The following is a 26,991-nucleotide window of genomic DNA, read 5'->3' as shown; positions in this document are numbered from 1 at the left end:
TCGCATGAAATACGCGCGATTAATCGCTCCGCTACGGTTTATCGCTTATGGACGATAAACCTTCACGTTTTTGAAGCCCTGCTCATGCAGATAGAGCGCCTGCAGACGACTCATCACACCGCGATCGCAATACAGCAGCCAGGTTTTACTCTGGTCCAGATCGCCAAACTGGGTGCTGAGTTTGTAGAACGCCAACGTTTTCACTTCAACGCCTTCGACGATCAGCGGATTCGCGTCCTGCTCATCGGCCGAACGGATATCCAGCACCACGTCGTTGCGGGTGAAAGAGTCAACGGTTTCAACTTCCACCACTTCTTCTTCCGTCTGCTCGGCGATTTCACGGATATCGACGTTGCTGGCTTCCTGCACAACGCGATTAAGGATCTCGAAATCGAAGTTCTGCTCTTCCGCTTCGATCTTGCCCTTCACCGCTTTAACGGTTGGGCTTTTCGAAATCACGCCGCAATATTCTGGCATGGTGCGGGCAAAATCTTCGGTGCCGATCTTACGCGCCACATCGATGATGTGCTCTTTGTCATGGGAGATCAGCGGACGCAGAATCAGCGTATCGGAGGCGTTATCGATCAAACGCAGGTTGGTCAGCGTCTGGCTGGAAACCTGGCCCAGCGCTTCGCCGGTCACCAGCGCCTGCACGCCGTAACGTTCCGCCACCATCGACGCCGCACGCACCATCATGCGCTTCAGCACCACGCCCATTTGGCCGTCGTCCACTTTTTCCAGAATCTCACCGACTACCGGCTCGAAGTTGATCGCCACGAAACGTACGCGGTGTGAGCGACCAAAGCGCTGCCAAAGGTAATGCGCAACCTGACGCACGCCAATCTCGTGTGCCGCACCGCCAAGGTTGAAGAAGCAGTAATGCACGCGGCAGCCGCGACGCATCAGCATGTAGCTCGACACGCCGGAGTCGAAACCGCCGGAAATCAGTGACAGAACATCTTCCTGGGTACCAATCGGGAAACCGCCTAAGCCTTCATAGCGTGCGGTGATCAGCAGCAGGCGATCGTCGTCGATCTCCAGATTAACCGTTTCATCCGGGCGATTGAGCTGCACGCGCGCGCTGGCGATGTGCTGATTAAGGCCGCCGCCAACGTAGCGTTCCACATCCTGCGAGCTGAAGCTGTGCTTGCCGCGACGCTTCACGCGCACGCAGAAGCTTTTGCCTTCCAGACGCTCGCGGTTCAGCACCAGCGTCTGCTCGAAGATGTCGTGCATATCGGTGTAGGCGCGATCTTCCACCGCCAGCACATGGTGAATACCCGGAATGCGCGTTAATTCGGTAACGATGGTTTCACGCAGCGACTCATTTTTGGAACGCAATTCGATGTGGTCCCAGTGACGCACCACTTTAATGTCTTCATCGACGGTGCGCAGGATATTACGAATGCTGCTGGTAAGAATTTTGATAAAGCGCAGACGCACCGACTGACTTTTGATGGTGATTTCTGGGAACAGCTTGATGATAAACTTCATGGCGACAGGGGTTCGTTTGGGCAAATAAGTGCTAAAAGCATCGGCACTTAGCTGTTAAAATCATATAATTGCGGGTTGATTCAGGAGCCCCCGCATCCGAGGCGCAAAAGTATATCACCTTTGATGGGTGACTGCTTCTGCAACCGCAGTCACATTCATTATTTTGCTAATTAATCCCTGTCGGCTACCATGACCGATTGCAAGATAATGTCCTAACCTGTGAGTCGACACTGATTATGCCGAAAAAAGCCGAAGCGCCCGCCAGTTTTGAAAGCGCATTGCAGCAGCTGGAACAGATTGTCAGCCGCCTGGAAAGTGGCGAGCTGCCGCTGGAGCAGGCGCTGAACGAATTCGAACGCGGCGTACAATTGGCACGTACCGGTCAGCAAACCCTGCAGCAGGCGGAGCAGCGCGTGCAAATCCTGCTCAGCGACGAGAAAGATGCCGCCCTCGCCCCTTTTACCCCGGAAAATGAGTAATGGATTTCGCTAAACTGCTGAGCGCGTACCATCAACGCGTCAATCAGGCATTGACGCGCTTAATAGATCCACTTCCTTTTCAGAGTTCTCCTCTGGTTAATGCCATGGAGTATGGGGCATTATTAGGCGGTAAGCGTCTGCGTCCCTTTCTGGTGTACGCAACAGGCGAAATGCTAAAGGCCGATGCGGCCAGCCTCGATGTGCCGGCTGCGGCCGTGGAATGCATCCATGCTTATTCCCTGATTCATGACGATCTGCCGGCGATGGATGACGATGCGTTACGCCGCGGGCAGCCAACCTGCCATATTAAATATGGTGAAGACACGGCGATTCTCGCCGGCGATGCTCTGCAAACTCTGGCCTTTTCGATTCTGGCCGATCAGCCAATGCCCGGCGTCAGCGCCGACGCGCGTATTGCGATGATTTCCGAACTGGCGCAGGCCAGCGGCGTGGCAGGCATGTGCGGCGGTCAGGCACTGGATTTGGCAGCTGAAGGTAAAAGCATCGATCTGGCGCAGCTGGAACAGATTCACCGTCATAAAACCGGCGCGTTAATTCGTGCCGCGGTACGTCTTGGCGCATTAGCCGCCGGCGATCGTGGCCGCGCTGCGCTGCCGGTGCTGGATACCTACGCCAATGCCATCGGACTGGCGTTTCAGGTGCAGGACGACATCCTCGATGTGGTCGGCGATACCGCCGTGTTAGGGAAAACACAGGGCGCGGATCAGGCATTGGGTAAAAGCACCTATCCTGCATTGATGGGGCTGGAAAACGCCCGCAGTAAAGCATGGGATCTTTATCAAGAGGCGCTCGGCGCGCTCGATATTCTGGCGGCACAGTCTTACAACACAATCGCCTTACAAGCGCTGGCAAGCTTCATAATTGAACGCGATAAATAACTTTCATAATGAGTCTCTGATGAGTTTTGATATTGCAAAATACCCGACACTGGCGTTAGCCAACACGGTTCAGGAATTACGTTTACTACCGAAAGAAAAACTTCCGGAGCTGTGTGACGAACTGCGTCAGTATCTGCTGGATAGCGTGAGCCGATCTTCCGGCCACTTTGCATCGGGTCTGGGCGTCGTCGAGCTAACAGTGGCGCTGCATTATGTTTATAACACCCCCTTTGATCATCTGGTGTGGGACGTAGGCCATCAGGCCTATCCGCACAAAATTCTGACCGGACGCCGCGATCGCATCGGCACCATCCGCCAGAAAAATGGCCTGCATCCGTTCCCGTGGCGCGGTGAGAGTGAGTACGACGTGCTGAGCGTGGGTCACTCCTCCACCTCGATCAGCGCCGGGCTTGGCATGGCGGTTGCCGCCGAACGTGAAGGCAAAGGCCGCCGCACCGCCTGTATTATTGGTGATGGCGCGATCACCGCCGGCATGGCGTTTGAAGCCATGAACCACGCCGGTGACATCAAGCCGGATATGCTGGTGATCCTCAACGATAACGAGATGTCGATCTCCGAGAACGTGGGTGCACTCAACAATCGCCTGGCACAGATTCTCTCCGGGAAAACCTATTCACGCCTGCGCGAAGGCGGCAAGCGTGTATTGGGCGGTTTGCCGCCGATTAAAGAGCTGGTGAAGCGCACCGAAGAGCACCTGAAAGGCATGGTGGTGCCGGGCACGCTGTTTGAAGAGCTGGGCTTTAACTATATCGGTCCGGTGGATGGCCACGACGTACTGACGCTGGTGAGCACCTTGAAGAACATGCGCGATCTGAAAGGTCCGCAGTTCCTGCACATCATGACCAAAAAGGGCAAAGGTTATGCCCCGGCGGAAGAAGATCCGATCACCTGGCATGCGGTACCGAAATTCGATCCCGCCAGCTTAGCGCTGCCGAAAAGCGTGCCGGGCTTGCCAAGCTACTCGAAGATTTTCGGCAACTGGCTGAGCGAAATGGCGGCTGACGATGCTCGCCTGATGGCGGTCACGCCAGCGATGCGCGAAGGTTCGGGCATGGTGAGCTACTCACGCGATTATCCGCAGCAATATTTTGATGTGGCGATTGCCGAACAGCACGCCGTGACGTTCGCGGCGGGTATGGCGATTGGTGGTTACAAACCGGTTGTGGCGATCTACTCAACCTTCCTGCAGCGCGCCTACGATCAGCTGATCCACGACGTCGCCATCCAGAAATTGCCGGTGCTGTTTGCTATCGATCGCGGCGGCATTGTCGGCGCGGACGGTCAAACTCATCAGGGCGCATTTGATATCGCGTTCTTACGCTGCGTGCCAGAGATGGTGATCATGACGCCAAGCGACGAAAACGAATGTCGTCTGATGCTGTACACCGGATATCACTATCAGGCTGGCCCAAGTGCGGTGCGTTACCCGCGCGGCACCGGCACCGGCGCTACGCTGGAACCGCTGGCGAGCTTGCCGCTGGGCAAAGGTATTGTGAAGCGCCGCGGCGAAAAGCTGGCGATCCTTAACTTCGGTACTTTACTGCCAGAAGCCGCTGCCGCTGCGGAAGCGCTGAATGCCACGCTGGTGGACATGCGTTTTGTGAAGCCACTCGATGAAGCATTGATTGCCGAGCTGGCGGCCAGCCACGATTCGCTGGTTACGCTGGAAGAAGGCGCCATCAAAGGCGGCGCCGGTAGCGGCGTCAACGAGTATGTGATGGCAAAACGCCTGCGCGTGCCGGTTCTCAACCTCGGCCTGCCGGATGAGTTCATCCCGCAAGGTACCCAGGAAGAAGTCCGTCAGGATTATCAGCTGGATGCCGCCGGTATTCAGCAGCAAATCGCTGACTGGCTCGCCCAGTAATCTGCCCGACTCGCTCACCGCCCGGTGAGCGAGCCTGCTGCTATGCTTAGGGAACGATTTCCCTCAAGCATAAGAGCAGGAGCCCAAATACATGAAAACCATTCCCTTAGGCCAGACCGACTTACAGGTTTCGCGTCTCTGTTTAGGCTGCATGACTTACGGCGATCCCACGCGCGGCAATCACGCGTGGACGCTGCCCGAAGAGAGCAGCCGACCGTTGATCAAGCAGGCTCTGGAAGCCGGCATCAACTTCTTCGATACCGCCAACAGCTATTCCGATGGCAGCAGCGAAGAGATCGTGGGCCGCGCGCTGAAAGATTTTGCCCGCCGCGATCAAGTTGTGGTCGCCACTAAGGTCTATTTCCCGCTGAGCAATCTGTCACAAGGCTTGTCGCGTCAGAATATCCTGCAATCGATTGATGACAGCCTGTCACGCCTTGGCATGGAGTATGTCGATCTGCTGCAGATTCACCGCTGGGATTACGACACGCCGATTGAAGAGACGCTGGAAGCGCTGCATGAAGTGGTGAAATCCGGCAAGGCGCGTTACATCGGCGCATCATCAATGCACGCATCGCAGTTTGCTCAGGCGCTGGATCTGCAGAAGCAAAATAACTGGGCACGCTTTGTCAGCATGCAGGATCAGTACAACCTGATTCAGCGTGAAGAAGAGAATGACATGCATCCGCTGTGTCAGCGCGAAGGGATCGCGGTGCTGCCGTGGAGCCCGCTGGCGCGCGGTAAACTTACGCGTCCGTGGGGCGAAACCACCGCGCGTTCGGTATCGGATAATGTGATGGAGAAGCTGTATACCGGCACCGAAGAGAACGATGCGGCGATTGCCGAGCGTCTGGCTAACGTTGCCGCCGATAAAGGCGTGACGCGCGCGCAGGTGGCGCTGGCGTGGCTATTACATAAACCGGCGGTCACCGCGCCGATCATTGGTGCCTCGCGCGAGCAGCAGTTCGCCGAGCTGGTGAAAGCAGTGGATGTGGAGTTGAGTGAGAATGAGATTGCCGAGCTGGAAACGGTATATCAACCGCATCCGGTGGTGGGATTTGAGTGATTCAGGAACCAGGTCGCCATAAATGGCGACCCTACGGGTTTTGTAGAGTGGCCATTTATGGCCACCGCTTCTCACTTAACACCGAAGTGATCAAACCCTTTCACATCTACACTGCGCGGCTTGCCGTTCTCCAGCAAACTCAGCCCTTCCGATTCCGGTGCAATCTGCCCAATACAGGTATAAGGCACACCAAAATGGCCGAGCGCCACGTCGAGCGCGCCGCGGTTCACTTCTGGCACGGTAAAGCACAGCTCGTAATCTTCGCCGCCGCTCAACGCCCATTTCAGCACCAGCTCAGGCTCGAAGTGATCGCGCAGGGCCGCTGAAAGCGGTAACGCGTCGAGATTGATGCGAGCGCCAACGCGGCTGGCGGTCAGCACATGGCCGAGATCGGAAATCAGACCATCAGAGATGTCGATCGCCGAGGTCGCCAGACCACGCAGCGCCTGGCCTTGCAGCACACGCGGCATCGGACGCAAATGGCGTTTGATCAACGCTTCGTGCACCGCCGGATCGTTCAGGCGATGGCGATGCTGCAGCAGCGATAAACCGGCCGCGCTGTCACCCAGGGTGCCGGTGACGAAAATCCAGTCGCCTGGCTTCGCACCCGAACGTTTCAGCGCCCTTCCCACCGGCACTAAACCGTGAATACCGAGCGTCATGCTCAGCGGTCCGCGCGTGGTATCGCCGCCAATCAGCTGCATATCGTAATAATCCAGCAGCTCAAACAGGCTGTCGCTAAAGGCCGCCACCCACTCTTCATCGATTTCAGGCAGCGTTAATGCCAGCGTCAGCCAGGCCGGATCGGCGCCCATGGCGGCTAAATCGCTGAGATTAACGGCGACAGCTTTGTAGCCGAGATCGGCGGGATGGATATCACGTAAGAAGTGGACGCCCGCAACCAGCGTGTCGGTGCTGATGGCAAGTGTCTGTTTTTCTGGCACATTGAGTAACGCGCAGTCGTCACCAATTCCTTTCTCCACATCGCGGCGGGAGCTGGTGACGCGGTTAAAGTAACGTGCGATCAGTTCGAATTCACCACAAGACATAAGTCAGGTCTCAATGAGAAAAAGGCCGGAAAACCGGCCTTTAAAACTATTTTTTATTGGGTCGAATTTGCGGGGCAGCTTTGTCGAGGACACCGTTGACGAATTTGTGGCTGTCTTCAGCACCAAACACTTTTGCCAACTCGATGCCTTCGTTGATGGCCACTTTATAAGGCACATCAGAACGCTTGCTCAGCTCATACAGCGAAATACGCAGGATGGCTTTTTCTACCTGGCCCAGCTCTTCCAGCTGACGCGACAGGTAAGGCTTCATCAGACCGTCCAGGTACGCGCTGTTAGTCGCCACACCGGCCAGCAATTCGCGGAAATAGCTAATATCGACGTCTTTGACGTCTTGTTCCGCCAGAAACTGGTATTCCACATCGGCAATGTCGTTCTTAGACAGCTGCCAGGAGTAAAGCGCCTGGACAGCGCACTCACGGGCGCGACGACGAGCAGCAGGTTTCACAAAATTCCCCTTACAAAAATCAGGCTTTGATGGCTTTCAATACGTTGATCATTTCGAGTGCAGTCAGGGCCGCTTCGGCACCTTTATTACCTGCTTTCGTGCCGGCGCGTTCAATCGCCTGCTCGATATTTTCAGTGGTCAACACGCCGAAGGTCACCGGGATTTCGCTGGTCATCGCGACGTGCGCAATGCCCGAGCTGGCTTCACCGGCCACATATTCGAAATGTGCGGTGCCGCCACGGATGACAGTGCCCAACGCAACAATGGCGTCGTGCTTACCGGCTTTCGCCAGTGCGCGTGCTGCCAGCGGCAGTTCGTATGCACCTGGAACCCAGACAACGGTGATGTTATCTGCTTTCACCTGGCCGATGCGCTTAAGTGCGTCAATCGCGCCGTCCAGCAGGCTGTCATTAATGAAGTTGTTAAAACGCGCAATTACGATGGCAATGTTTGCATCAGGCGTGGCAACAGGAGCTTCGATAACTTTCATACATATCCTTTGGGTTGTTTTATGGCCCCGCAGAAGGGGGCGGATTCTATCATACTCTTTGGCGACGCGCTCAGGCTTTTCCGCGCCCTTTCAGCGCGGCGTCAGCGTCAGTCGCAGGTCCTCGCCGACCAGGCGCACATCGCTAAAATTCAGGGTCGGCGCATCGGCCAGCTGTTCCAGTCCCGGCAGCGTGCACAGGCCGCGTGCGGCATTCCCTAACAGCTTCGGTGCCATGTAAACGATCAGCTCATCCACCAAGCCCGCTTGCAGCAAAGCGCCCGCTAATCCGGCACCCGCTTCTACCCACACGCTGTTGATCTGCCGCTGGCCGAGCAACATCATCATCGCCACCAGATCAAGCTGTTCACCACGCTGCGGCACCGCAATCTGGGTGACGCTGGCGGGCCACGCTTGTTGATCGGGCTCGCTGCGCATCAGCCAGGTTTCGCCTGGCTGGTCAATCAAACGGTGTTGCGGCGTGACGCGCTGTTGGCTGTCAATCACCACGCGCACCGGCTGACGCAGCTGTCTTTCGTCGAGCTGCGCACGCACCTCTTCATTCAATTCACTCCAGCGCACCGTGAGCGACGGATTGTCCGCCAACACCGTGGCGCTGGTGCTAAGAATAGCTGAACTCTGGGCGCGCAAACGTTGCACATCGCGCCTTGCGGCCGCGGAGGTGATCCACTGACTTTCGCCACTCGCCATCGCGGTGCGGCCATCAAGCGATGCGCCGAGTTTCAACTGGATCCACGGAAATCCGGTGCGCATGCGTTTCAGAAAACCCCGGTTCAGCGCTTCCGCTTCGTTCATCATCAGGCCATGACTGACGTCGATGCCCGCCTGCTGTAAACGGTAAAGTCCACGTCCCGCCACCTGCGGATTGGGATCCTGCATCGCGGCGACCACGCGCGTCACGCCTGCGGCAATCAGCGCATCGCAGCACGGCGGCGTGCGTCCATGATGACTACAAGGTTCCAGCGTGACATACGCGGTTGCACCCGCGGCACGTTCGCCCGCCATACGCAGCGCATGCACTTCGGCATGCGGTTCGCCGGCGCGCTGATGCCAGCCTTCGCCGACAATCTCGCCTTCGCGCACAATCACACAGCCGACGTTGGGATTAGGTGTGGTGGTAAAGCGTCCGCGGCGCGCCAGTTCCAGCGCGCGCGCCATATAGCGTTCGTCAGTCATGGATTAGTCCTGTAGGCGGGCGATCTCTTCACCAAAATCGCGAATATCTTCGAAGCTGCGATAAACCGAGGCAAAGCGAATGTAGGCGACTTTATCGAGTTTTTTCAGCTCATCCATCACCAGATTGCCGATTAGCGCGCTTGGCACTTCGCGTTCGCCAGTGGCACGCAGCTGGGTTTTAATATGATTGACCGCGCTTTCAACTGCATCGGCGCTGACGGGGCGTTTTTCCAGCGCCTTAATCATGCCGCTGCTGAGCTTGTCTTCATTGAAGGGTTCACGCACATCGTTGCTTTTTACCACGCGCGGCATCACCAGCTCCGCCACTTCAAAGGTGGTAAAACGCTCATGACACACCAGACACTGACGACGGCGACGCACCGACGATCCTTCACTAACCAGACGAGAATCAATCACTTTGGTGTCCACAGCGGAGCAGAATGGGCAATGCATGAGGCTTCCTGATGCGAGATAAATAGGCCACACAGTGTAGCGCGATCGCGCCACAAAATGTATGTGTGTGGCACATAATGTGTGAATCCCAGTTTGTGACGTTAAGCCAAATGCAAGACATCTCCCTCATGTTCCCTCGTCAAAAAACCACTACGCTTAGAGAGCCGCCAGCAAGGCTGGCCAACATCATAAAAATCTGGAGGATGTATGGGTCTGTTTGATTTCGTGAAAGATGCTGGAGAAAAACTGTGGGATGCCGTCAGTGGCGGTGGCGACGATGCCAGCAAGAAATTGCAGGATCACATCAACAAACTCGGTTTGCCCGACAGCGATAAGGTGAAGGTGGATGTCAAAGGCGATACCGTTACCGTGACCGGTGATGGCATCTCTCAGGAGTTAAAAGAGAAGATTCTGGTGGCAGCCGGTAACGTCGCGGGCATCACCAAGGTGGATGATAAAGTCACCACCAGCGATGCCGCTACGCCCGCGCAGTTCTACACCGTGAAAAAAGGCGATACCTTGAGTGCGGTATCGAAAGAGGTCTACGGAAATCCTAATCAATACAACAAGATTTTCGAGGCGAACAAGCCAATGCTGACGCATCCTGATAAGATCTACCCTGGCCAGGTTTTACGAATTCCCGAATAAAGAAAGGACATTGCATGACGATCAGGACGTTTTGGGCTCCGGCAGCACTCTCTTTGCTGGTTCTCAGTGGTTGCAGTTCAACGCCGGTTTCACCGCAGGTCAAAGAGTTGCATCAGGAAGTGAGTCAGCTTAATCAGCAGATGCGCAAGCTGACCAATCAGGCAACGGCGCTGGAGATTCAGGGACAGCTGAACAGCCAATCTACCCAGGGCGCGTGGCTGTTGCCGCAAGCCAATACGCCGGTGGAGTTGCAGACGCAGCTGGGTAAATTGCGTTTGTCGCTCTCGCAGGTGGCGGGTGAAGCCAGCGGCAGTCGCGCCAACCTGAATATCCGCTCAACCGATGACCAGCCGATTCCGGCACTGCGCGCGACCGTGGTATGGGGCGAAATGGATCCGGCCAGCGGCAAACCGCTTAACGCGGGCAGCCTGAGCCAGACCATCGAGGTTCCCGCAGAGTTAATGCCACGCAGTTCCGTTAGCGTGCCGCTGCGACTCAGCGGGTTAACCCCGGAGCAACTCGGCTACGTGCGCGTGCACGATGTGGAAGGAACCGCTGTCAACAAAACCGGACCTTGAATATGCACGCTACTCGCATTTGTAGGGTCGCCATTTATGGTGACCGCTGTGCACGATGTCCTGATCGACAGGCATAAAAAAACGGGCTGCCAATGGCAGCCCGTTTACTTTCTGACTCCGCGTTACGGCAGAATCGAAGGCTGATCTGCGCCCTCTTTTTCTACTTTCTGCACCAGCATATGTTCACGCTTCATGCCGAGTTTCAACGCCAGCGCTGAAGAGACATAAATCGATGAAATGGTACCGATGGTGACACCGATCAGCATGGTCAGTGAGAAGCCTTTCAGCAACGCACCACCAAACACGAACAGGATCATGATCATCGCCAGCGTAGTGATGGAGGTGATCAAGGTACGGCTCAGCGTTTGGGTCAGCGACACGTTGGTGATGTCGTAAGAAGAACCGCGGCGAATCTTGCGGAAGTTCTCACGAATACGGTCGGAGACTACGATCTTATCGTTAAGCGAGTAACCAATGACCGACATCAGTGAAGCGACAATGGTCAGATCGATTTCGACGTGCGCCAGCGACAAGATGCCGCAGGTGATGATCACATCGTGCGCCAGCGCCAGTACGGTGCCGAGCGCTAAACGCCACTCAAAGCGGAAGCCGATGTAGATCAAAATCGCAATCAGCGCTGACAGCAGCGCCATCGCACCGGCCTGCGCCAGATCGCTACCCACGCTTGGGCCAACGAACTCGATACGTTTCACGGTGGCGTTTTGCTGTGTGGTCTGGTTGATAGACGCCAGCACTTTGTTGCCCAATTCGGTACCGGCATTGCCGGTGGCCGGAGGCATACGCACCATCACATCACGGCTGCTACCAAAGTTCTGCACCAGCGGCTCTTCAAAGCCCGCTTTCACCAAACCTTCGCGCAGCGCGTCGAGATCCGCCGGTTTTTCCAGGTTAATCTCAATCACCGTTCCGCCGGTAAAGTCGAGGCCCCAGTTGAAGCCTCGCACACCGATAATGGCGATAGACGCCACAATCAGCAAACCGGAGATGATGAAAGCCAGCCGATCCCAGCGCATAAAGTCGACGACTTTACGCCCGTGATTTAGCTGCTCAATACTATATTCCTGTGCCACAACGCACTCCTCAGATAGACAGCTTGTTGATGCGTTTGCCGCCGTACACCAGGTTAACGATGGCACGGGTGCCGACGATAGCGGTAAACATTGAGGTTGCGATACCGATAGCCGTGGTAATCGCAAAGCCTTTGATTGAACCGGTACCGACCGCATAAAGAATGATAACTTTGATCAGCGTAGTGACGTTGGCGTCGACGATACTGGAGAAGGCGCCTTTATAGCCTTCATGAATCGCCTGCTGTACCGAGCGTCCGTTACGCAACTCTTCTTTAATACGTTCGTTAATCAACACGTTAGCATCGACCGCAACCGCCAGCGTCAACACGATACCGGCAATACCCGGCATGGTGAGCGTCGCGCCTGGCAGCAGTGACATGATGCCGACAATCAGCACCAGGTTACACAGCAGTGCGCTGGTCGCGATAAGACCAAACTTCTTGTAGAACACCACCATGAACAGGATCGAGGCAATCAAACCCCACAGGCAGGCTTCGAGGCCTTGTGTGATGTTCTGCTGACCCATGGTTGGGCCGATAGTACGCTCTTCTACAATCTGGATTGGCGCAATCAACGCACCCGCGCGCAGCAGCAGCGACAGCTGACGTGCTTCGTTTGGATTGTTGATGCCGGTGATACGGAAGCTGTTACCGAGGCGCGACTGAATGTTCGCCACGTTAATCACTTCTTCCTGTTTCACCAGAATCGAACGGCCGTTGGCATCTTTCTTCCCGCTGTCTTTGTACTCCACAAACAGGGTCGCCATCGGCTTACCGATGTTGTCCTTGGTGAAGTTCGACATCATGTTGCCGCCGGCGCCATCCAGTGAAATGTTCACCTGCGGCTGGTTGTACTCATCCATGCTCGACGTGGAATCGGTAATGTGATCACCGGTCAGAATCACACGCTTGTACAGCACCACTGGCTGCCCTTCGCGGGTTTTCTTCACTTCCGAATCGCCTGGCACACGGCCGCTGGCCGCTGCGGTTGGATCCACGCTGGTGTTCACCAGACGGAATTCCAGCGTGGCAGTTGCGCCCAGAATCTCTTTGGCGCGCGCGGTGTCCTGAATACCCGGCAGTTCCACCACGATGCGGTCAGAACCCTGACGCTGCACAAGCGGTTCGGCAACGCCAAGTTGGTTTACACGGTTACGCAGAATGGTGATGTTTTGCTGCACCGCATATTCACGCGCTTCGCTCAGGCGCGCATCGCTCATCACCGCACGCAACGCATCGCTGCCCTGGCTTGAGATCACCAGATCGCGGTGGCGAGTAGACAAGTAGCTGATTGCCGCGTCACGGCTGGCGCCGTCACGGAAACGCACTTCTACGCCGTAGTTCGCGATTTTATTAACGGTGGTATACGGAATGCTTTTGTCGCGCAGATCGCTGCGCAGGCTGTCGGCGTTCTGCTCTTGCAGTTTGCCCAGAGCCGTATCCATATCCACTTCCATCAGGAAGTGAACGCCGCCGCGCAGATCAAGACCGAGTTTCATCGGTTCCGCGGCCAGCATGCTCAGCCAGCGAGGCGTTGCCGGCGCGAGGTTGAGTGCCACAATGTAGTCTTCGCCCAGCGCGTTGGTGAGTGCATCACGCGCGCGCAGCTGCACATCCTGAGTCGCAAAGCGGGCCAGAATGGCACCATTTTCCAGAGCGAGGGATTTGCTCTCGATATTGTCTTGTTTTAATACGGTCTGGATCTGATCCAACGTTTGCTCACTGGCGGCGCCACCGCGCGCACCAGTGATCTGAACGGCCGGATCCTCACCATAAAGGTTAGGAAGCGCATAGAGCAGGCCGACGAGAATCACGACGACCAGCATGATGTACTTCCACAAAGGATAACGGTTTAACACGGCAGTTCCCTTCGGGAAGAAAAAATTACAGCGCCTTCAAAGTACCTTTCGGCAGAACGGCGGCCACGAAATCACGTTTAACAACTACTTCAGTGGTGTCGTTCAGGGCAATAGAAACATAGCCAGTTTCTGCCACTTTGGTCACACGGCCAACTAAACCACCGCTGGTCAGCACTTCATCACCTTTAGAGATGGAATCCATCAGCTTCTTGTGATCTTTAGTACGCTTCTGCTGCGGACGCAGAATCATGAAGTAGAAGATCAGACCAAATACCACCAGCATGATCACCAGAGAATACGGACTTCCCTGAGACGGTGCGCCTGCTGCGGCTACGGCGTCAGAAATGAAAAAGCTCATTAAATTTCCCTCATTGATGAATTATCAGACGTTCAGCGGAGGAACCGCCTTCCCCGTCCGTTGGTAGAACTCGCTAACAAAGTGCTCTAATTTACCCTCTTCGATAGCATTACGTAAACCGGCCATCAAACGCTGGTAATAGCGCAGATTGTGAATCGTATTCAGGCGTGCGCCCAGTATTTCGTTACAGCGATCAAGATGATGCAAGTAGGCGCGGCTATAATTGCGACAGGTGTAACAATCACACTCTGCATCCAGCGTTGCGGTGTCATCTTTATACCGGGCATTACGAATTTTCACCACGCCATCGGTAACAAACAGATGACCATTGCGCGCATTGCGCGTTGGCATAACGCAGTCAAACATATCGATACCGCGGCGAACGCCTTCCACCAGATCTTCTGGCTTGCCGACGCCCATCAAATAACGCGGTTTGTCTTGCGGAATTTGCGGACAGACGTGCTCCAGGATTCGGTGCATGTCCTCTTTAGGTTCACCCACCGCCAGGCCGCCCACAGCGTACCCATCAAAGCCAATCTCTACCAGACCTTTAACCGAGACATCTCGTAAATCTTCGTAAACACCGCCCTGAATAATGCCGAATAATGCATTTTTATTGCCGAGCGAATCGAAGCGGTCACGGCTGCGTTGTGCCCAGCGTAACGACATCTCCATTGAACGTTTGGCATAATCCCAATCCGCCGGATAAGGCGTACATTCGTCGAAGATCATCACCACGTCAGAGCCGAGATCGAACTGAATCTCCATCGACTTTTCCGGATCGAGGAAAATCGGGTCGCCGTTGATCGGGTTACGGAAGTGCACGCCCGCTTCGGTGATCTTACGGATATCGCCAAGGCTGAACACCTGGAAGCCGCCGGAATCGGTAAGGATCGGCCCTTGCCAGTTCATGAAATCGTGCAGGTCGCCGTGCAGCTTCATGATCTCCTGACCTGGGCGCAGCCACAGGTGGAAGGTGTTGCCAAGCAGGATCTGCGCGCCGGTCTCTTTCACTTCTTCCGGCGTCATGCCTTTCACCGTGCCGTAGGTGCCCACCGGCATAAATGCCGGGGTTTCAACAACGCCACGATCAAAGACCAGACGGCCACGGCGCGCGCGCCCGTCGGTAGTATCTAATTCAAATTTCACATTAACCTCTGATCAGAGAAACAGTCTGATTCAATTATGCGCCGACGCTTTCGTCAGGCGCTTGTGGATTACGGGTGATGTACATCGCATCCCCGTAGCTAAAGAAACGGTACTGCTCAGCCACCGCGCTGTGATAAGCCGCCATGGTGTGCTGATAACCGGCAAAGGCCGAAACCAGCATAATCAGGGTCGATTCCGGCAGGTGGAAGTTGGTGATCAGCGCATCGATCACCTGATAGTGATAGCCGGGATAGATGAAAATCTGCGTGTCATCGAAGAACGGTGCAATCAGCGCGTCCTGGCTGGCCTTCGCGGCGCTCTCCAGCGAACGCACTGAGGTGGTGCCCACGGCGACCACTTTGTTGCCGCGTGCTTTACACGCCAGCACCGCATCCACCACATCCTGCGGCACTTCGGCGTATTCGGCGTGCATGATGTGATCTTCGATGGTTTCCACCCGCACCGGCTGGAAAGTCCCCGCACCGACGTGCAGCGTGACAAATGCCATCTCCACGCCTTTGGCTTTCAGCGCTTCCAGCAGCGGCTCGTCAAAGTGCAAACCGGCGGTCGGCGCGGCGACGGCGCCGGGACGCACGCCGTACACGGTTTGGTACAGCTCACGGTCAGCATCTTCATCCGGACGATCGATATACGGCGGCAACGGCATGTGGCCGACGCTGTTGAGAATATCAAGCACCGCGCGGTCGTCTTCGAAGGCGATCTCAAACAGCGTGTCATGGCGCGCCACCATCGTCGCTTTGACGCTTTCGTCATCGCCCAACAGCAGCTCTGCGCCCGGCTTTGGCGCTTTGGAGGCGCGCACGTGCGCCAGCACGCGCTTATCGTCCAGCATGCGCTCAACCAGCATCTCGATTTTGCCGCCGCTGGCTTTGCGGCCAAAGACGCGCGCCGGAATCACGCGGGTGTTGTTGAACACCAGCAGATCGCCCGGATTGAGCTTATCCATCACGTCTGTAAATACGCCGTGGCTTAACGCGCCGCTTGGGCCATCCAGCGACAGCAAGCGGCAACCGCTTCGCTGCGCCTGCGGATAGTGGGCGATTAAGGATTCTGGCAACTCAAAGGTAAAATCGGCTACGCGCATGCTTCACTTCTTCAGGACTTAAAATCAGGCGGCATAGTTTAGCGGAAAAGCGGCAAATTCTGAACAACTGGCTGCGCTTCTGTGATTCTGCGAATACACAAAATAATTCGAGGTACAGGAAGGCGGCAAACGAGAGCAGCCATCACACCTGTAACTTGAAGTATGACGTGTATATAATGCGCCATGAACTTTCTCGCTCACCTTCACCTGGCGCAGCTGGCTAACAGCTCTCTGCTGGGCAATCTCATGGCCGATTTCGTGCGCGGCAACGTGCAATCACAATGGCCTGCGCCGGTGGTGGATGGCATTGCCATGCATCGTCGCCTCGACGTCCTGACCGATAACCTGCCCGAAGTGCGGATTGCGCGTGCGCTGTTTCGTCCGGAAACGCGCCGCGTGGCGCCCATCACGCTCGACGTGATTTGGGACCATTTCCTCGCGCTGCACTGGGATAAATTCCACCCGACGCAATCGCTGGTGGCGTTTACCGCTGCGGCTGAACAAGACATCGTGCCACAGCTGGCGGGCACGCCGGAAGGTTTCATCGAGCTGAATGCGGTGATGTGGCGCGAGCGCTGGTTTGAGCACTATGCCGAACCGACGCGGCTGGCGCGCGTGCTAAATGGCATGGCGCATCGCCGTCCGCGCTTAGCCGCGCTGCGTGATTCCTATCAGGATTTTGTCGATCACTATGATCAACTCGAACCGCTGTTCTTCCAGTTCTATCCGCGCCTGATGGACGACGCGCGCGCGCAGCGTCTGTAGAATTCAAGACCCGTCTGTTGGACGGGAAATTTCCCATCACCTACCCTGCGTGACCTTAATCTTCGTCACACTCAGGGAAATCTCATGCAGCATCTTATTGCAAACCGGCTCGCAGAAGCCGGTCTTAGTTACACGCACATCATGGCGTTGGGGATAGTGATTGCCATTATCTTTGCCATCTCACTGATCACTCACGCCATTCTGCACCGCGCTATCTTGCCGCTGCTGCGTCGTTACACCGAAAAAAGCAGCCGTCAGTGGCCAAAAGCGCTGATCAACAGCCGCCTGTTCAGCCGCAGCGTTTGGCTGATGCAAGGTGTGTTATTCAAATTACAGACCGAACTCTTCCTGCACGACAGTTCTCAGATCTATGCAGCGCTGCTGATTTTCGCCCAGCTGTGGATGATGATCTTCGCCCTGCTAATGCTGTTCTCCTTGCTGGATTTACTGCAGCAGCTCAGCGCGAACAGCATGCTGGCGCAGCAATTGCCGCTGCGCGGTATTATCCAGAGCGTGAAATTGATCGCCGCCATTTTAATGGTGATCATGATTATTTCGCTGCTGTTGGGTAAATCGCCTGGCGTATTGATCACCGGACTCGGTGCTATGACCGCGGTGCTGATGCTGGTATTTAAAGATCCGATTCTGGGTCTGGTGGCCGGCATTCAGTTAGCCGCCAATAATATGTTGAAAATGAATGACTGGCTGGAAATGCCGAAATATGGCGCGGACGGCGCGGTCATCGATATTTCCCTGACCACGGTGAAAGTGCGCAACTGGGATAACACCATTGTTACCATTCCCGCTTACGCCTTAATTTCCGATTCCTTTAAAAACTGGCGCGGCATGTCGGAATCCGGTGGACGTCGCATTAAGCGCAGCATTCATATTGATACCACCAGCATCGGCTTCCTTGATGACGCCATGATGCAGCAGTTGAAAAGCGCGCATCTGCTGGCACCGTATCTGGATAGCAAAAGCGAAGAAGTGGCGGCGTGGAATGCGCAGCTGGGCTGTGATTTGGATTCGCCACTCAACGGTCGCCGTCTGACTAATGTCGGAACCTTCCGCATCTGGCTGCAAAGCTGGCTGGAGCAGCATCCGCACATTCATAAAGAGATGACGTTAATGGTGCGTCAGTTAGCGCCAGGCGAAAACGGCTTGCCGCTGGAAGTGTATGTGTTCACCAACACCACGGTGTGGAAAGAGTACGAGAATATTCAATCGGATATCTTCGACCATATCTACGCGGTATTGCCTACTTTCGACCTGCGCGTCCATCAATCGCCAACCGGGAATGACATGCGTCAAATCGGCGTAAGAACCCGTCACTAAGGCTTCATCCTGCATTAACCGTCAGTGAGAATAAAAATTTCACTGGCGGGCTTTCCCCCCTCTTGTCACGCGCAGTCTTCTACGGCTTAATGAAACCTTTCTTAACTTTTGTTAAGTCCGTCACACAGCCAAAACGCCGTTTTAGGCGTCTGTTGTTGCTTCGCCAGCCTAAAAATCATAAGAGGGAAAGATGTCATCAGCTTCGCTTACCGAACTCGACGCACGTTATCATTTCGCCTGTGATGTTGCCAAAACCGCCGCCAGCCGGGCTTTATCCTGGTATCAGCAACGTCATCAATTAGTGGTTGAGCACAAGAAAGATCTGCAGGATGTGGTCAGCGAAGCCGATCGCAACGTTGAGGAATTGGTCAAGCATCTGATCCATGAACGCTTTCCTGACGATGCGGTGCTGGGCGAAGAGAGCGGCGGCAATACTGCTGGCGCACGCTTTATCTGGGTGATCGATCCGATTGATGGCACCAGCAGCTTCCTTAACGGCTTGCATAACTGGTGCGTATCGCTGGCGATCGTTTGTGAAAACGAAGCGGTGATTGGCGTGGTGTGCGATCCCAATCATCATGAAACCTTTCACGCCTGCCGCGGCAAAGGTGCGTGGGTTAATGATAAGCGCATCCAGGCGCACAGCGCGCAGCAGCTCGATCAGGGATTGCTTGGTCTGAGCAGCTCCAACAGCCAATCGATTGAACCGCTAACCACTTTTATTGGCGCATTACTGGCGCAGGGCGGCATGTTTATCCGCAACGGTTCGGGTGCGTTAATGAGTGCGTGGGCGGCGGCCGGTCGATTAATTGGTTACTACGAAGCGCATATGAATCCGTGGGATGGCTTGCCAGGCATTGTGCTAATGCGTGAAGCGGGCGGCATTACCAACGATTATCTGGCTAATCACGGCTTGCAGAATGGCAATCCGGTGCTGCTGGCTAATGCAGTGATTTATCCGCAGCTGAAAGCGCTGCTGCCTGCACACGCTTCGATATAAATTTTCTTATTAAGTTAAGCTCGATAAATAATTCGGGCTTAACATTCATATTTATTCACTTAAGATAAGCGCAAGTAATTTCTGAACATCGATGAGAATTCTCTCTTTTTTCCCTTGACCATCCCACTCTAAATAAAAATGAGATATGCTTCTTCGGTCAAACATCCCTTAGTTATACTTAATTTCTCCTTTTGAAGTCTTTTCGGCGACAGGACGCGCCGAATTATTTTTTTCTAAACGCTATTCGTCCCCCCTAAAATTAATATCAATATGGATTTTGATTATGACTGCCTCTCACCGCTATCGTGCGGACATTGACGGCCTGCGCGCCGTTGCCATTATTCTGGTTGTGTTATTCCATTCCGGTGTTTCCGCGCTAAACGGCGGTTTTATTGGCGTAGACCTGTTCTTTGTTATTTCTGGTTTTCTGATTGGTGGAATCATTAGCAAAGAAATATCTGAAGGACATTTCTCGTTTTATCAATTCTATTTACGCCGTATTCGCCGCATTGCGCCCGCGCTGTTCTTTATGATGTCGATATTGCTGCTGCTCGGGTTTATTCTGCTTTCACCGCTGGAGTTCAGCCAGCTGGCGAAATACAGCGTGGCGGTATTTATCTCCGTGCCCAATATGTTATTGCTGAAAAGTGGTGACTATTTTAGCAGCGATGCCGATCTCAATCCGCTGTTGATGACCTGGTCGCTTGGCGTCGAAGAACAATTCTATATCGTACTGCCGTTTATTCTCCTGCTGGCGGCACGCCTTAAACGCTCAATGGCGGGTGTGGTGCTGGTGCTGAGCGCGCTATCGCTGGCGGCCTGTATCTGGCTGACGCCGCTTGCCAGCACCCATGCGTTCTACCTGTTGCCGACGCGCGCGTGGGAAATGGGCGCAGGCGTGCTGCTGGCCTTGTGGAAGCCAAAACCGCTGGAAGGTCGAGCGGCTAACCTGCTCAATCTGCTCGGCTGGCTGCTGATCGTGGCCGCCAGCCTGTTTCTGACGAAACAAGACCGCTTCCCCGGCTGGCTGGCGCTAATCCCGGTACTGGCGGCGTGCCTGATGATTGGCGCACGCGGTGAGCTGAATAAACGCTTACTGGAGAATGCGCCGATGCGCTTTATCGGCAAGGTTTCCTTTTCCTGGTATCTGTGGCACTGGCCACTGCTCAGCCTGGCGCGCATCTGCAGCGATCATCCGCTCAGCGTCTGGCAAGGATTGACCATCAGCGGCATAGCATTGGGCATCGCCTGGCTGTCATGGCGTTTCGTCGAGCAGCCGTTCCGTCAGGCAGGCAATCGCACACGTTGGGTCATTCCCGGTTATTGCGCCTCTTCGATTGTTGCTGCCGCTGCGATGGTGGTGTTGTGGCAAACCGGCGGCATGAAGTCGCGCGTGAGTGATGTGGTGGTGAATGGCGAATCATGGAAGATTTCGGCGCAGCGCAATCCCTGTCTGCTGGATTACGGCGCCAATCTCCCATCACAACACGCGGAGTGCCAGCCGGTCAGCGATCGTCCGGGCATCGCGTTGATCGGTGATAGCCACGCCGCCGCCCTGCGCAGCTCGGTAACAAGCTATGCATTGCGCCAGGATAAGCCGCTTTTCCAGCTCACTAAAGCCTCGTGCCCTTTCCTGCTTGACGCCACGCGCGTGGTCAGCCAAATGCCAAAACACGCGCAGCAGTGCATCAACTTCAATCAGGAGGTACTGAAGCTGGTGCTGAGCGACAAGATTGATGAAGTAGTGATCAGCGCTTATTGGGCGGCCGGCATGAGCCTGTTGCCGGGCGAAGGTTTCAGCGCCATCGGCGATGCGCAGCAAAGTAATCTGGACGCGCTCAAACTAGGCATGGATGGCGTAATAGCGCAGCTGCGTCAGGCCGGAAAAAAAGTCACCGTGATTGAGGGAGCGCCAACAGTAGAGATCGATCCCTTGCGCTTCAGTCATAACCGCAACATGCCGATTCGCCGTGAACTGAGCGCCTGGCTGGGCAAATGGGAAGCACCGCCGCTACTAAGCGAACGCACCACACTCTTCCAGTTACCTGAAGCAGCGGTCGAGAGATTATTGCAAAGCTATCAGCAGCATGAGGTGCGCGTACTGTCGCTGCGCGACAAACTGTGCAATGAGCAGGGTTGTATGATTACCCATGAAGGATTGCCGCTCTATTACGACCACAATCATCTGAGTCCATTGGGTGGCGAGATTGCGTTAGGAAAGAATTGGTAAATCAGGATAAACGGGGCGCCGTAAAAAGCGCCCCGTTCACATGTGATTAGCGCTTATGCTTTTTCACCAGCGGCCATGCCAGCAACAGCAGCGCAATCCAGCCGAAACCAACGTACAGCGACACTCGCGTAGCCGGGAAGTAACCAATCAGCCCAATGATAAATGCCAGGAACAGCACGCCGAACCATGCGGTGGCGCTACCGCCCGGCATGGCAAAATCCAGCTTCCCGGCTTGCTCTTTGCCAATCTTGCGGCGGAAGGCGATCTGCGACAGCAGAATCATGATCCACACCCAAACGGTAGCAAAGGTCGCCAGCGAGGCGATCACCAGGAACACTTTCTCTGGCATCAGGTAGTTGAGATACACCGCGATCAGCATCGCCAGCATCATCACCAAAACCGTCACCCACGGAATCCCACGATTCGAAACCTTCTGGAACACCTTCGGTGCGTGGCCCTGTTGCGCCATACCGTGCAGCATTCGCCCCACGCCAAACACATCGCTGTTAATCGCCGATAGCGACGCCGTCAGCACCACGAAGTTAAGAATTGATGCCGCCGCCGCAATACCCAAATGCTGGAAGGTCAGCACGAACGGACTGCCAGAAGTGCCCACCTGATTCCACGGATAAATCGACATGATGACGAACAGCGTACCAACGTAGAACACCAGAATACGCATCGGTACGGAGTTGATGGCGCGCGGAATCGAGGTCTTCGGATCTTCCGCTTCACCGGCGGTAATCCCGATAATCTCAATGCCGCCGTAGGCAAACATCACCATCTGCAGTGACAGCAGCATGCCGACGATGCCGTGCGCGAAGAAGCCGCCATTAGTCCACAGATTGTGAATGCCGGTCGGTTGGCCGCCGTTGCCGATGCCCCAGAAAATCATGCCGAAGCCGGCGATGATCATGATGATAATGGTGGCGACTTTGAAGAAAGAGAACCAGAACTCCACTTCGCCAAACACTTTCACGCTCATCAGGTTGATGGCGCCGATAATCAGCACCACGCTCAGCACCCAAATCCAGTGCGGCACATCGGGGAACCACACGCCCATGTAGATACCAAAAGCCGTTACGTCGGCAATCGCCACAATCAGGATTTCAAAACAGTAGGTCCAGCCGGTGATGTAACCGGCCAGCGGGCCGAGGTAATCCTGCGCATAGCGCGAGAATGAGCTGGCCTGTGGGTTGTTGACCGACATTTCACCCAACGCACGCATGATGATGTACGCCACCGCACCGCCGATGATGTACGCCAGCAGCACGCTTGGGCCCGCCATTTTGATGGCATCCGCCGAGCCGTAAAACAGCCCGGTGCCAATCGCCGATCCCAGCGCCATAAAGCGAATGTGGCGCGTGCTCAGTCCGCGTTTGAGCTTATTGGTTTCTTGCATAACACTCAGTACCTTGAAAATGAAAAACCACGGGCAAGCCCGTGGTTGGAATTAACAGCAATGTCGCTTACTGATGAACCGCGACCTGCTCACGTCCTTTTGCCCGATCAACTACCGCGGCAATCACCAGCATCGCCAGCGATGGCGGCAACCAGGAAAGTCCCTGATCGGCCAGCGGCAGATGCTGACTGAACAGCGGCAACACATCTTTAAAGCTGGTGGTTTTGATGGCATCAACAATACCGAACAGCAGGCTTACCAGCATGGTCGGCGCGATGATACGCGAACTTTTGTTCCAGAACTTCAGCGTGAAGCTCAGAACCACCAGCACGATGCATGGCGGATAAATCGCCGTCAGCACCGGAATCGAGATCTGAATCAGATGGCTCAGGCCGAGATTCGACACCACCATCGAGAACAGGCCCAGAATAAATACCAGCGTTTTATACGACAGCGGAACGTATTGCGCAAAGAATTCTGCACAGGCGCAGGTCAGGCCAACCGCCGTCACCATGCAGGCGACGAAGATCAGCGCCGCGAGGAAGAAGCTGCCCATGCCGCCGAAGGTCTGCTGCACGTAAGCATGCAGAATTTCAGCACCGTTGGCGCTCTGCGCCACTAATGCGCCGCTATCGTTACCGAGTTTGAACAGCGTCAGGTAAATCAGCGTCAGACCGATACCGGCGATGATGCCCGCCAGCATGGTGTAGCGCGTCAGCAGTTTGGCATCTTCAACACCGCGTGAACGCGCCGCATTGACGATAACGATACCGAACACCAGCGCTCCCAGCGTATCCATGGTCAGATAACCATTAACGAAACCGCTGGAGAAGGCAGCGCGCTGATACTCTTCGGTGCCCGGCGAAACGCCACCGGCCGGCCAAATCAGCACGGCAACGCCGAGCACAATCAGCGCCAGAATTTTCAGCGGTGCGAGGAAGTGGCCGACGGTATCCAGCAGTTTGCCCGGATACAGCGAGATGCCAATCACCAGCGCGAAGTAAATCAGGCTATAGATGAACAGCGGCAGCGCGCCATCGCCGGTCAGCGGTGCAATACCCACGGCAAAGGAGACGGTGGCGGTACGCGGCGTGGCGAACAGCGGGCCAACAGCCAGGTAGCAAACGGTCGCAAGCAGCAAGCCTGCCGCTTTACCAATCGGCGAACTCAGCGCATCAATGCCGCCGCCCACGCGCGCCAGCGCGATAACGGTGATCACCGGTAAGCCAACAGCCGTAATCAGGAAGCCGAATGCCGCAATCCAAACGTGTTCGCCAGACTGAATCCCCACCATCGGTGGGAAGATGATATTTCCTGCGCCAACGAACAGGGCAAACGTCATGAAGCCCAGCGCCAGGATATCCTTGGAGGTTAAACGATGTGTCATAAACTTCTGTACTGCCTGTAGCTGATGTTGCGGTGGAAGTTGAGTTCGTGTTGTCCTCTGGATGCGCTAAAACAAGGGCTTATCAGGCAAGACCAGCGTGTTATGCGGGTCTAATCGTTAAAGCGCAGGTGATTTAATCTACTTTTCTTCTGTTCGCAGAGGGATAAATCGACAACGGCGCAAATTAGAACGTTTATAGCGAAGAAAGGCAATACGGGATCGAAAAACCAGAACGATATAACAAGATAGCGGGAGAAAGCAGTGAATCACGGTGGAATAGCGGCAAAACACCTCAGATGATTTGCTAAATGTTTCCTCAGCGCGGGAGATCTCTTTGCATAAATCAGCCTCTTGATGCACAAAAGGCGCGATTTACGCGCCTGTTTGGCTAACTTTACAGAATTACCAGACTGTTCTTGCTATATCGACCACCAGACGAATCTTCTGCCACTGCTGCTCTTCACTCAGGCTGTTGCCCTCTTCGGTTGAGGCAAAGCCACACTGCGGGCTGAGGCAGATTTGATCGAGGCTCACGAACTGTGACGCTTCCTGCAGACGCGCTTTCACCTGCTGCGCATCTTCCAGCTCGCCGGTTTTGGTGGTGATCAAACCCAGCACCACTTGCTGATGGCCAGGCTTGAGGAAGCGAAGCGGCTCGAAGCCACCTGAACGTTCGTTGTCATACTCAAGGTAGAAAGCATCGATATTCACACCGCCAAACAGCACTTCGGCGACCGGCTCATAGCCGCCTTCCGAGATCCAGGTTGAGCGGAAGTTACCGCGACACACATGCAGCCCGACGGTCAGATCCTCTGGCTTGCCTTCCAGCGCGGTGTTCAGCACTTCAGCATAGATGCGCGCCAGTTCCTGCGGATCTTCACCACGTTCGCGGATCTGCTGCTGCTGTTCGGTAGAGCACAGATACGCCCACACCGTGTCATCCAGCTGCAGATAACGGCAGCCCGCCGCGTAAAAGGCTTTAATCGCGTCTTTATAGGTCTGCGCCAGATCGGCGAAGTACTCTTTCAGATCGGGATACACCGTGGCATCGATCACCTTACGGCCACCGCGGAAGTGCAGCACGCTTGGGCTGGGAATGGTCATCTTGGCAACCGCATCGCCCGCCACGCTTTGCAGGAAGCGGAAGTGATCCAGCATCGGGTGTTGAGGATTAAAGGCCACTTTACCGGTGACTTTCACGCCGTGCGCTTTGGTCTGCACGCCATTGAACTGAATGCCCTGCTCCGCTTCGAACAGCTCGACGCCGTGCAGATCGCCGAAGAAATCGAAGTGCCACCATGCGCGACGGAATTCACCATCAGTAACGATCTGCAGGCCGTTGGCACGCTGCTGCTCTACAACGTGGCGGATTTCGCGATTTTCAACCTGACGCAGTTGCTCAGCATTGATTTCGCCATTGGCAAACTGCACACGCGCCTGCTTGATGGCAGCGGGACGCAGAAAACTGCCGACGGTATCGGCGCGGAACGGGTTATGACGTGGCATCTTCTCTCCTGGCTGAGCGCATAGTTGCGTCAGGGTATAATTTCGCTGGGTTATTTCAGCCATCTGGACGGCTATATGTCCAGGAAGAATGCCACGCTGTTACCCTTTCGGCAACGGAAGAAAATTCAGCTTACATGAAACTATTTCATGTTCAGATGCACGTTCTTCAATTTCCCTCAATTGCCGCGCGCGCTTGCGCCATCTGGCTATCGGACAACGGCAGATAACCGGCTTCGCTCACCCGACGCTGACCTTGTGGCGATAACACCTGATGCAGAAAGGCATTGACCAGCGGCGGCAGCGGTTTGCCGGGCGCTTTGTTGACGTAGATATAGAGCGGGCGCGACCACGGATAGCGGCCGCTGCGTATCGATTCGGCATCCGGCATCACGCTGTCGCCGTTCGCCGTAACCACCGGCAGCATTTTCACGCCGCTGAGATGAAAGCCAAAACTGGCGTAACCAATGCTGTTGGGCGTGGCGGCAACGGCTTGCACCACCGCCGCGGAACCGGGGAATTCAGCGACGTCAGCACGAAAATCGCCTTTACATAGCGCCTGCTGCTTGAAGAAGCCCCATGTGCCCGACGCCGAGTTGCGGCCATAGCGCTGGATGCTGCGCGTGGCCCACTGACTGTCGCTCAAGCCGAGATCGCCCCAGCGCTGCGGCACTTGCTGCCCACCGCACAGGCGAGTGATGGAGAACAGCGCGTCGAGTTGTTGCGGCGCGATGCGCGGCAGCGGATTGTCCTGATTGACCACCACCACCAGCGCATCCATCGCCACCGGCACCGCCAGCGGCGGATAACCGTAGCGCGCGGTAAAGAGTTGACGTTCGTCGATCTGCATCGGGCGGCTCATCGCGCCCAGCTGGGCAGCACCCGCCGCCAGCGCGGTCGGCGCAGTAGAAGATCCCGCCGCCTGCACCTGAACGTTCACGCCCGGCGACTGGCGGCTGAAATCCTCGCCCCACAAGGTCATCAGATAACCCAGCGTATCCGATCCAACGCTGCTCAGATTGCCGGTTAGCATGGTTTGTTGGCCGTGTGCCAAAGCAGAGCAGAGCAGCAAGAAGGAGATCAACAGCGATTTCATTGGCGATTCCG

The 26,991-nt window shown here is 55.5% G+C and carries 25 protein-coding genes; 10 read left to right on the top strand and 15 right to left on the bottom strand.

Features of this window, described 5'->3' with window-relative positions; genetic code table 11:
* Nucleotides 1–45: 45 nt before the first annotated feature.
* Nucleotides 46–1,494 (bottom strand): tRNA uracil 4-sulfurtransferase ThiI, encoded by a 1,449-nt coding sequence (thiI, locus tag HX773_RS09055; protein WP_176971262.1) that lies wholly within the window; start codon nt 1,492–1,494, stop codon nt 46–48.
* 236 nt (nt 1,495–1,730) lie between these two features.
* On the opposite strand from thiI, the gene xseB reads away from it, so the two are divergent.
* The 4 genes from xseB to HX773_RS09035 all read left to right on the top strand — a co-directional run bounded on the left by xseB (nt 1,731) and on the right by HX773_RS09035 (nt 5,823).
* Nucleotides 1,731–1,973: an exodeoxyribonuclease VII small subunit gene (gene xseB / locus HX773_RS09050; protein ID WP_176971261.1), complete on the top strand. Its 243-nt coding sequence runs from the start codon at nt 1,731–1,733 to the stop codon at nt 1,971–1,973.
* Nucleotides 1,973–2,872: a (2E,6E)-farnesyl diphosphate synthase gene (gene ispA / locus HX773_RS09045; RefSeq protein WP_176971260.1), complete on the top strand. Its 900-nt coding sequence runs from the start codon at nt 1,973–1,975 to the stop codon at nt 2,870–2,872. Before xseB ends, ispA begins: the two co-directional genes overlap by 1 nt.
* Nucleotides 2,873–2,891: 19 nt before the next feature.
* Nucleotides 2,892–4,757 (top strand): 1-deoxy-D-xylulose-5-phosphate synthase, encoded by a 1,866-nt coding sequence (gene dxs / locus HX773_RS09040; RefSeq protein ID WP_176971259.1) that lies wholly within the window; start codon nt 2,892–2,894, stop codon nt 4,755–4,757.
* 91 nt (nt 4,758–4,848) lie between these two features.
* Complete coding sequence (locus HX773_RS09035; RefSeq protein ID WP_176971258.1) at nt 4,849–5,823, top strand: aldo/keto reductase; 975 nt, start codon at nt 4,849–4,851, stop codon at nt 5,821–5,823.
* A gap of 71 nt (nt 5,824–5,894) precedes the next feature.
* On the opposite strand, the gene thiL is transcribed toward HX773_RS09035, so the two are convergent.
* The 5 genes from thiL to nrdR all read right to left on the bottom strand — a co-directional run bounded on the left by thiL (nt 5,895) and on the right by nrdR (nt 9,475).
* Complete coding sequence (gene thiL, locus HX773_RS09030) at nt 5,895–6,872, bottom strand: thiamine-phosphate kinase (RefSeq protein WP_061717466.1); 978 nt, start codon at nt 6,870–6,872, stop codon at nt 5,895–5,897.
* A gap of 46 nt (nt 6,873–6,918) precedes the next feature.
* Nucleotides 6,919–7,338, bottom strand: a complete 420-nt coding sequence (nusB, locus tag HX773_RS09025; RefSeq protein ID WP_007887007.1) for a transcription antitermination factor NusB — start codon at nt 7,336–7,338, stop codon at nt 6,919–6,921.
* Nucleotides 7,339–7,357: 19 nt separating this feature from the next.
* Entirely contained in the window at nt 7,358–7,828 is a 471-nt protein-coding gene (gene ribE / locus HX773_RS09020; RefSeq protein WP_007887008.1) for a 6,7-dimethyl-8-ribityllumazine synthase, read from the bottom strand.
* Nucleotides 7,829–7,918: 90 nt separating this feature from the next.
* Complete coding sequence (gene ribD / locus HX773_RS09015) at nt 7,919–9,022, bottom strand: bifunctional diaminohydroxyphosphoribosylaminopyrimidine deaminase/5-amino-6-(5-phosphoribosylamino)uracil reductase RibD (protein ID WP_176971257.1); 1,104 nt, start codon at nt 9,020–9,022, stop codon at nt 7,919–7,921.
* Nucleotides 9,023–9,025: 3 nt separating this feature from the next.
* Nucleotides 9,026–9,475, bottom strand: a complete 450-nt coding sequence (nrdR, locus tag HX773_RS09010) for a transcriptional regulator NrdR (RefSeq protein WP_008103978.1) — start codon at nt 9,473–9,475, stop codon at nt 9,026–9,028.
* 207 nt (nt 9,476–9,682) lie between these two features.
* On the opposite strand from nrdR, the gene lysM reads away from it, so the two are divergent.
* Both lysM and HX773_RS09000 read left to right on the top strand, forming a co-directional pair.
* Nucleotides 9,683–10,123, top strand: a complete 441-nt coding sequence (gene lysM / locus HX773_RS09005; RefSeq protein WP_176971256.1) for a peptidoglycan-binding protein LysM — start codon at nt 9,683–9,685, stop codon at nt 10,121–10,123.
* A gap of 14 nt (nt 10,124–10,137) precedes the next feature.
* Nucleotides 10,138–10,701, top strand: a complete 564-nt coding sequence (locus tag HX773_RS09000; RefSeq protein WP_176971255.1) for a DUF3251 domain-containing protein — start codon at nt 10,138–10,140, stop codon at nt 10,699–10,701.
* A gap of 122 nt (nt 10,702–10,823) precedes the next feature.
* Here HX773_RS09000 and secF read toward each other — a convergent pair whose 3' ends face one another.
* The 5 genes from secF to queA are packed head-to-tail and all read right to left on the bottom strand — an operon-like array spanning nt 10,824 to nt 16,262.
* A complete protein-coding gene (gene secF, locus HX773_RS08995; protein ID WP_176971254.1) occupies nt 10,824–11,792 on the bottom strand; it encodes a protein translocase subunit SecF in 969 nt (322 codons plus the stop codon).
* 10 nt (nt 11,793–11,802) lie between these two features.
* On the bottom strand, nt 11,803–13,650 hold the full coding sequence (gene secD, locus HX773_RS08990; RefSeq protein ID WP_176971253.1) for a protein translocase subunit SecD: 1,848 nt from the start codon (nt 13,648–13,650) through the stop codon (nt 11,803–11,805).
* Nucleotides 13,651–13,675: 25 nt separating this feature from the next.
* Entirely contained in the window at nt 13,676–14,008 is a 333-nt protein-coding gene (gene yajC / locus HX773_RS08985) for a preprotein translocase subunit YajC (RefSeq protein ID WP_008103990.1), read from the bottom strand.
* A 24-nt stretch (nt 14,009–14,032) separates the two neighbouring features.
* The gene (gene tgt / locus HX773_RS08980; protein ID WP_176971252.1) at nt 14,033–15,157 is read right to left on the bottom strand and encodes a tRNA guanosine(34) transglycosylase Tgt; all 1,125 of its coding nucleotides are present in this window, start codon (nt 15,155–15,157) and stop codon (nt 14,033–14,035) included.
* 34 nt (nt 15,158–15,191) lie between these two features.
* Nucleotides 15,192–16,262, bottom strand: coding sequence for a tRNA preQ1(34) S-adenosylmethionine ribosyltransferase-isomerase QueA (queA, locus tag HX773_RS08975; protein ID WP_176971251.1), 1,071 nt, complete (start codon nt 16,260–16,262; stop codon nt 15,192–15,194).
* 183 nt (nt 16,263–16,445) lie between these two features.
* On the opposite strand from queA, the gene HX773_RS08970 reads away from it, so the two are divergent.
* From HX773_RS08970 to HX773_RS08955, 4 genes are all read left to right on the top strand, one after another.
* Nucleotides 16,446–17,027, top strand: coding sequence for an ACP phosphodiesterase (locus HX773_RS08970; RefSeq protein ID WP_176971250.1), 582 nt, complete (start codon nt 16,446–16,448; stop codon nt 17,025–17,027).
* 84 nt (nt 17,028–17,111) lie between these two features.
* Nucleotides 17,112–18,362 carry a mechanosensitive ion channel family protein gene (locus tag HX773_RS08965; protein ID WP_176971249.1) on the top strand — a complete coding sequence of 417 codons (1,251 nt, stop codon included), beginning with the start codon at nt 17,112–17,114 and terminating at the stop codon, nt 18,360–18,362.
* 190 nt (nt 18,363–18,552) lie between these two features.
* Nucleotides 18,553–19,362: an inositol monophosphatase gene (locus tag HX773_RS08960; protein ID WP_176971248.1), complete on the top strand. Its 810-nt coding sequence runs from the start codon at nt 18,553–18,555 to the stop codon at nt 19,360–19,362.
* 283 nt (nt 19,363–19,645) lie between these two features.
* Nucleotides 19,646–21,592 (top strand): acyltransferase family protein, encoded by a 1,947-nt coding sequence (locus tag HX773_RS08955; protein WP_176971247.1) that lies wholly within the window; start codon nt 19,646–19,648, stop codon nt 21,590–21,592.
* Nucleotides 21,593–21,638: 46 nt separating this feature from the next.
* Here the strand turns inward: HX773_RS08955 and proY are convergent, their stop codons facing one another.
* From proY to HX773_RS08935, 4 genes are all read right to left on the bottom strand, one after another.
* Entirely contained in the window at nt 21,639–22,994 is a 1,356-nt protein-coding gene (proY, locus tag HX773_RS08950; RefSeq protein ID WP_176971246.1) for a proline-specific permease ProY, read from the bottom strand.
* A 67-nt stretch (nt 22,995–23,061) separates the two neighbouring features.
* Entirely contained in the window at nt 23,062–24,381 is a 1,320-nt protein-coding gene (brnQ, locus tag HX773_RS08945; protein ID WP_061717476.1) for a branched-chain amino acid transporter carrier protein BrnQ, read from the bottom strand.
* A 402-nt stretch (nt 24,382–24,783) separates the two neighbouring features.
* Nucleotides 24,784–25,887, bottom strand: a complete 1,104-nt coding sequence (locus tag HX773_RS08940) for a cobalamin-independent methionine synthase II family protein (protein ID WP_176971245.1) — start codon at nt 25,885–25,887, stop codon at nt 24,784–24,786.
* A 166-nt stretch (nt 25,888–26,053) separates the two neighbouring features.
* Nucleotides 26,054–26,980, bottom strand: a complete 927-nt coding sequence (locus HX773_RS08935; protein WP_176971244.1) for a PstS family phosphate ABC transporter substrate-binding protein — start codon at nt 26,978–26,980, stop codon at nt 26,054–26,056.
* Nucleotides 26,981–26,991: the final 11 nt, after the last annotated feature.

Source organism: Pantoea sp. B9002 (genome assembly GCF_013385945.1).
Lineage (GTDB): Bacteria > Pseudomonadota > Gammaproteobacteria > Enterobacterales > Enterobacteriaceae > Pantoea.
The sequence above is the reverse complement of the archived record's forward strand: the minus strand, read 5'-3'. Positions and strand labels throughout refer to the sequence as shown.